The organism is Candidatus Symbiopectobacterium sp. (genome assembly GCF_020054415.1).
Taxonomy (GTDB): domain Bacteria; phylum Pseudomonadota; class Gammaproteobacteria; order Enterobacterales; family Enterobacteriaceae; genus Symbiopectobacterium.
Map to the genome: position 1 here is coordinate 1 of NZ_JAHWCO010000292.1, position 5,921 is coordinate 5,921.

Here is a 5,921-nt window from a genome sequence, read left to right on the forward strand (position 1 = left end):
GCCCAGTGAAACGACGGATCCTCGCAACGTAAAATCATGCAGTTAGGCCTCATGAGAAAAGTGTACACCTGAGATGACAAGCATTTTCAACCAAAACTGGCACGGAAAAACAGCATGATTACCTATTATTCAACAAAGCCCACTATTGCCGAAGACGGTGTGATGAACATGCGCGGTATTGCCCCAGTAAAAGCACAAGAAGAACAAGGTATTATCCGTATCGGACACAATAAAGGTGGTGCATTCGCCAATCGTTGTGCAGGAAATGACACGCTGATTGGCCTCGATTTCTGGAATCAGTTAAAAGTGTACCACTTGCGTCACGACGCAGAGTGATCGCGGCGCGGCATTGAGCACGTTGCTGGTCACTGTTTGGATGCGCAGGCAGACGTTCTGTGCTTGCGCATCATCATAGGTCAACCGCCTGAACAAGGCCGATAACATTCAGAATCTCCCCGCATTATTGCCGGTATCCGCTATGATAGGATTGCCATAAAACCGTTACTGACGCATCGCGAGTTGTGATACCGTGGCGCGCAATGACAGGTGATGGCAACGCTTGGCGCTATTTTTCATGCAGGCCGTTAACAGGAGAAAAATGATGGATGCACTGGACTTGTTACTTAATCGCCGTTCTGCCTCGCGTTTGGCTGCTCCGGCACCGCAAGGTGACGCGTTAGCCAATATTATTCATGCAGGTATGCGCGCACCAGATCACGGCACTCTGCAACCGTGGCGTTTCGTGATTGCACAGGATGAGGGGTTGGCCCGCCTGAGTGGCGTTTTACACGCTGCTGCGCAAAAGGGTGGACTGGACGCTGCTGCACAAGATAAATCCCGTCAAGCCTCGTTTCGCGCACCAATGGTCATCACTGTGATTGCACACTGCGAAGAAAATCCCAAGGTGCCTAAATGGGAGCAGGTGGTTTCCGCGGGCTGCGCGGTGCAAGCGATGCAAATGGCAGCATTGGCGCAGGGTTTCAACGGCATCTGGCGCAGTGGTCTGTGGACTGAACACCAACAGGTGCGTGAAGCTTTCGGTTGCCGCGAACAAGATGAAATTGTCGGGTTTCTCTATTTGGGAACACCGCAACTGAAAGCGTCCACTACGGTTGTGCCGGTGGACACGGAAAAATTTGTCCGTTATTTCTGATAATGCGCCTGTTTATTGCTGAAAAACCCAGCCTCGCCAAGGCGATAGCCGATGTCTTGCCCAAACCACATCGGCGAGGCGACGGCTACATCGCCTGCGGTTCGCAGGATGTCGTCACTTGGTGCGTAGGGCATCTGCTCGAGCAGGCTCAGCCCGATGCCTATGATGCCCGCTATGTGCGCTGGTCGTTGGCCGATCTACCGATTATCCCCCAAAAATGGCTATTAATGCCGCGCCCATCAGTGAGCAAGCAATTGAATGCCATCAAGAAGCTGCTGGGGGAGGCGTCAGAGGTGATCCACGCCGGTGACCCGGATCGCGAAGGGCAACTGCTGGTGGATGAAGTGCTGGAGTATTTGGCGCTGGCCCCGGAAAAACGCCAGCAGGTGCGGCGCTGCCTGATCAACGATCTCAACCCGCAGGCAGTGACGCGTGCGGTCGAACGCCTGCGCGATAACCGCGACTTTGTGCCACTGTGCGTCTCTGCGCTGGCGCGTTCGCGTGCTGACTGGCTCTATGGCATTAACATGACTCGCGCCTACACGCTATTAGGGCGCAATGCGGGCTATGACGGCGTGCTCTCCGTCGGACGGGTGCAAACGCCGGTGCTGGGGCTTGTGGTACGCCGCGATGAAGAGATCGAAAACTTCGTCTCCAAGGATTACTTTGAGGTCAAGGCGCATATTGTCACGCCTGCTGATGAACGCTTTGTGGCGCTGTGGCAACCGAGCGAATACTGTGAACCTTATCAGGATGAAGAAGGGCGTCTGTTGCACCGTTCTTTGGCTGAGCATGTGGTCAAGCGCATTGCCGGGCAGCCGGCTACAGTAACGGATTACAGCGATAAGCGTGAGTCGGAAACAGTACCGCTGCCTTATTCTCTCTCCGCATTGCAAATTGAAGCCGCGAAACGCTTTGGCCTGAGCGCACAATTAGTGCTGGACACCTGCCAGCGCTTGTATGAAACCCATAAACTGATTACCTATCCGCGTTCGGACTGCCGTTACCTGCCTGAAGAGCATTTTGCTGGGCGTCACGCGGTTATCAATGCGATTACGGTGCATGCCTCCGTGTTATTGCCGCAACCGGTCGTTGATCTTGAACGCCGCAATCGCTGCTGGGATGACAGTAAAGTCGATGCTCACCATGCGATTATTCCCACTGCGCGCAGCGCCAGCGTCTCGCTAAGCGAGAACGAACGTCAGGTGTACTGGCTGATTGCCCGACAGTATCTGATGCAGTTTTGCCCTGATGCTGTGTTTCGTAAATGCGTTATTACCCTCGATATCGCTGGGGGAAAATTTATTGCCAAAGCCCGTTTTCTGGCCGATGTGGGCTGGCGCGCGCTGCTGGGTGCCAAGGAACGCGACGACGAAAACGACGGCTTGCCGTTGCCGGTGGTGGCTAAAGGGGATGTGCTGCTGTGTGAAAAAGGTGAAGTGTTGGAGCGGCAAACCCAGCATCCGCGTCCTTTTACCGATGCTACGTTGCTCTCGGCTATGACCGGTATTGCCCGTTTTGTGCAAGATAAAACATTGAAGAAGATATTGCGTGAAACCGATGGCCTTGGCACTGAAGCCACGCGTGCAGGCATTATTGAGCTACTTTTTAAACGAAGCTTTTTGTTTAAAAAAGGGCGTTACATTCATGCCAGCGAAGCGGGGCGCGCGCTGATTCACGCATTACCGCCTAGCGCAGCATTTCCGGATATGACCGCCAACTGGGAAGCTACATTAACGTTGATCAGTGAAAAACAGCGCCGCTACCAGGATTTTATGCAACCGCTCACTCAAACCTTGAGTGGATTGATCGATCAAGCACGACAAAACCGGTCCGCATCGGCATTCCGCGGGCTGCAAGCACCACAAAAAACACAGAAGAAAACATGTAAACCCACGGCGAAAAAGGCCGCAAAGGAGCAGAACGGATGAAATCATCACAGGTGATGTTGTTTGTTAGCGCGTTGGTCTCTCTGCCCGTGTGGGCGCAATCCACAGCGGTGACCACGCCCTCGCGTGGGAATACGGATATCGTGGTTGGCGTACCGCACAGTGTGATTTGGGGCGATAACAACGGTTCGACGCGGCGAGAGCCGCAAAACAACTGCATGCGTTGCTGCGTCTTTGAGAACCGTAATTATACCGAAGGCGCGGTGGTGAGAACGGAGGGCGTGTTGTTGCAGTGTGTACGCGACAGGCAAACGCTGGGGACGAATAATATGATCTGGCAGGTGCTTAAACAGTAACGGTTTCCAAGGTGGGGCAGCCGCATGCGGCTGCCATCACAAGATGTTACAGACCGGAGAACGTGGCCCAAATCGGCGCGTGGTCGGACGGTTTTTCCATACCGCGTACGTCGTAATCGATATTGCTAGCCGTGCAGTGCGCCGCCAATGCCTGACTGGCGAGGATCACATCAATTCGCAGGCCGCGATTGTCTTCAAAACCGGCAGAGCGGTAGTCAAACCAGGAATAGCGATCGGTAGTGTCTGGCGCCAGTGCACGGAAGGTATCGACCAATCCCCATCCCAGCAAGCGCGTCATCCATTCACGCTCTTCAGGTAAAAATGAACACTTACCGGTGCGTAGCCAGCGCTTACGGTTTTCTTCTCCAATGCCAATATCCAGATCCGTCGGGCTGATATTGATATCCCCCATGACAATCAGCGGTTGCTCCGGGGTGTGATGCTGATCCAGATAGGTCTGCAAGTCGGCATAAAAGCGCGTTTTGGCCGGGAATTTTACCGGATGGTCACGACTCTCTCCCTGTGGGAAATAGCCATTGATAACGGTCAGCGTGCCTGCGGGCGTGGCGAAATCTGCCATGATGATGCGTCGCTGCGCATCGGGTTCATCGGTTGGAAAGCCGTAGCGCACGGCAATCGGTGTCTCTTTACACAGCAGCGCGACGCCATAATGGCCTTTTTGCCCGTAATAGTAGACCTGATAGCAGAGCTTGCGTATCTCTTCGAAGGGAAACATATCATCGTGGACTTTGGTTTCCTGCAAGCCAATGATATCCGGCTGATGCTGGGCGATGATGGCGGCCAGTTGGTGAGGGCGTGCACGCAGCCCATTGATATTAAAAGAAACAAATTTCATCGTCACTGCCATATCAGGAAATTGTGACGCTGATGGTATCAGAAAAAACAGGCAAAGGTCACGCCAGCGGTGCACGGCGGATGATATCGAGGTCTGGAGAGCGAACGGAAGGTTGAAGTAGCGATAGTAAGCCCTTATACTTCGCACCTCGCAGGAGAGAGGACCGCGCAACGCGCGACCCGCCGAAGGCGCAAACTCCCATAATCGCTCAGGCCACCTTACTGCTCTTTGTTGATACGCCGACTGGAGAGCGGTGTGCACGTTGTTTATCGGCGTAGCCACCCACCGAAGGGGAAAGCGGCGTGAGCTGCATAAACTCTCAGGTAAAACGGACAGGGGGATAGGCACATTTCACAGGAAAAATTGTGTGTTTACTTACATCTATCTGATCGGAATTACCGCAGAAGGCATGTCTGGCGCATTGGCCGCTGGACGCAGGAACATGGATATTTTCGGTGTGGCGATGATCGCTTTTATCACCGCACTGGGCGGTGGCACCGTTCGTGATATCCTGCTCGGCAACTATCCCATCGGCTGGACGCAACACCCGGGTTATATCTATCTGACGATTGGTGCAGGTCTGTTCACTATCGTAATTGCCCGTATCATGCATCACTTGCATCGACTGTTCCTGATCCTTGACGCCATGGGGCTGATTGCCTTTACCATTATTGGCTGCAATGTGGCGCAGAAGCTGAACTACTCCTTTACCGTGGTCATTATGGCCGGGATTGTCACCGGGATCTTCGGTGGTATTCTGCGTGACATCTTTTGTAACCGCACGCCGATGGTGCTCAGAAAGGAGCTCTATGCCAGCGTATCACTGCTGGTTGCGCTGCTTTATCTCGGGCTGAAATCGTTACAGATCAAACACGATATTAATCTGCTGGTCTCCTTTACCTTGGGGCTCTCGTTGCGTCTGGCGGCGATCCGGTGGTCATGGCAACTGCCGGTGTTTTCCTACTCGCCGGGCAGTTGGAAAGGAAAAGCCTGATAGATGTGGTGAATCGCACCGTAATCGTGAATAAAACGGTGTAACGTTGCTTCTTCATAACAAATAACAATTGTGGCAGACGGATATCTGAGAGCCTGTTTAAGATTTTGTGTAAATGCCTTTCCTCAGAAGTGACCGTCAAGGCGGTCACCGAACTCGATAATAAAGCGACTCATTGCCATACGCCAGTCCCGTAAGGGCATAGTCCATTTCTGTGATGCCTCCTGGATTGCCAGCCATACGACCTTCTTCACCGAGTCATCAGTCGGGAACACCTTGCGTTTCTTGATTGTATGCCGGACCACGCTGTTCAGTGATTCTATAGCGCTCGTCGTGTAGATTACCTTGCGAAGTTCCTGCGGGTACGAGAAGAATGTCGACAGGTTGGCCCAGTTTGACTGCCAGCTCCGGCTTATCTGCGGATAGCGGTGATCCCATGTCCCGCCGAGCGTCTCCAGCGCCTGAAGCGCGCCCTCTTCGGTTGGAGCCTGATACACTGCTTTGAGGTCGCGTGTTACCGCCTTATAGTCCTTCCAGGCAACGAAGCGCAGACTGTTGCGCACCATGTTCACGATGCACAACTGGATGCGGGCTTCCGGGTAGACCGTGTTGATGGCATCCGGGAACCCTTTCAGGCCGTCCACACAGGCAATGAGGATGTCGGTCAGGCCAC

The 5,921-nt window shown here is 53.6% G+C and carries 7 protein-coding genes and 1 riboswitch; of the genes, 5 read left to right on the forward strand and 2 right to left on the reverse strand.

Translation table 11 applies throughout. The annotated features are described in order from the left end of the window. The first annotated feature begins 114 nt into the window (after positions 1-114). The 4 genes from QZ506_RS08420 to QZ506_RS08435 all read left to right on the forward strand — a co-directional run bounded on the left by QZ506_RS08420 (position 115) and on the right by QZ506_RS08435 (position 3,398). The gene (locus tag QZ506_RS08420; RefSeq protein ID WP_291970351.1) at positions 115-336 is read left to right on the forward strand and encodes a hypothetical protein; all 222 of its coding nucleotides are present in this window, start codon (positions 115-117) and stop codon (positions 334-336) included. A gap of 265 nt (positions 337-601) precedes the next feature. After that, entirely contained in the window at positions 602-1,153 is a 552-nt protein-coding gene (locus tag QZ506_RS08425) for an NAD(P)H nitroreductase (RefSeq protein WP_291970363.1), read from the forward strand. A 2-nt stretch (positions 1,154-1,155) separates the two neighbouring features. Beyond that, positions 1,156-3,084, forward strand: a complete 1,929-nt coding sequence (locus QZ506_RS08430; RefSeq protein ID WP_291970353.1) for a DNA topoisomerase III — start codon at positions 1,156-1,158, stop codon at positions 3,082-3,084. Further along, entirely contained in the window at positions 3,081-3,398 is a 318-nt protein-coding gene (locus QZ506_RS08435) for a DUF1496 domain-containing protein (protein ID WP_291970355.1), read from the forward strand. Before QZ506_RS08430 ends, QZ506_RS08435 begins: the two co-directional genes overlap by 4 nt. 46 nt (positions 3,399-3,444) lie before the next feature. On the opposite strand, the gene xthA is transcribed toward QZ506_RS08435, so the two are convergent. After that, positions 3,445-4,254 (reverse strand): exodeoxyribonuclease III, encoded by an 810-nt coding sequence (xthA, locus tag QZ506_RS08440; protein WP_291970357.1) that lies wholly within the window; start codon positions 4,252-4,254, stop codon positions 3,445-3,447. 141 nt (positions 4,255-4,395) lie between these two features. Beyond that, positions 4,396-4,488, forward strand: a riboswitch (glycine riboswitch). 133 nt (positions 4,489-4,621) lie between these two features. Between xthA and QZ506_RS08445 the strand changes: the two genes are divergently transcribed. Continuing rightward, entirely contained in the window at positions 4,622-5,248 is a 627-nt protein-coding gene (locus QZ506_RS08445) for a trimeric intracellular cation channel family protein (protein ID WP_291970359.1), read from the forward strand. A 125-nt stretch (positions 5,249-5,373) separates the two neighbouring features. Here the strand turns inward: QZ506_RS08445 and QZ506_RS08450 are convergent. Further along, a partial coding sequence (locus tag QZ506_RS08450; RefSeq protein ID WP_291970361.1) for a transposase occupies positions 5,374-5,921 on the reverse strand: 548 nt, incomplete at its 5' end.

What these genes read in the sequence shown, in the direction of transcription:
- QZ506_RS08435 (WP_291970355.1), top strand. Translation starts at nt 3,081, where the DNA reads ATGAAATCATCACAGGTGATGTTGTTTGTTAGCGCGTTGGTCTCTCTG.
- QZ506_RS08430 (WP_291970353.1), top strand. Translation starts at nt 1,156, where the DNA reads ATGCGCCTGTTTATTGCTGAAAAACCCAGCCTCGCCAAGGCGATAGCC.
- QZ506_RS08420 (WP_291970351.1), top strand. Translation starts at nt 115, where the DNA reads ATGATTACCTATTATTCAACAAAGCCCACTATTGCCGAAGACGGTGTG.
- QZ506_RS08425 (WP_291970363.1), top strand. Translation starts at nt 602, where the DNA reads ATGGATGCACTGGACTTGTTACTTAATCGCCGTTCTGCCTCGCGTTTG.
- xthA (WP_291970357.1), bottom strand. Translation starts at nt 4,254, where the DNA reads ATGAAATTTGTTTCTTTTAATATCAATGGGCTGCGTGCACGCCCTCAC.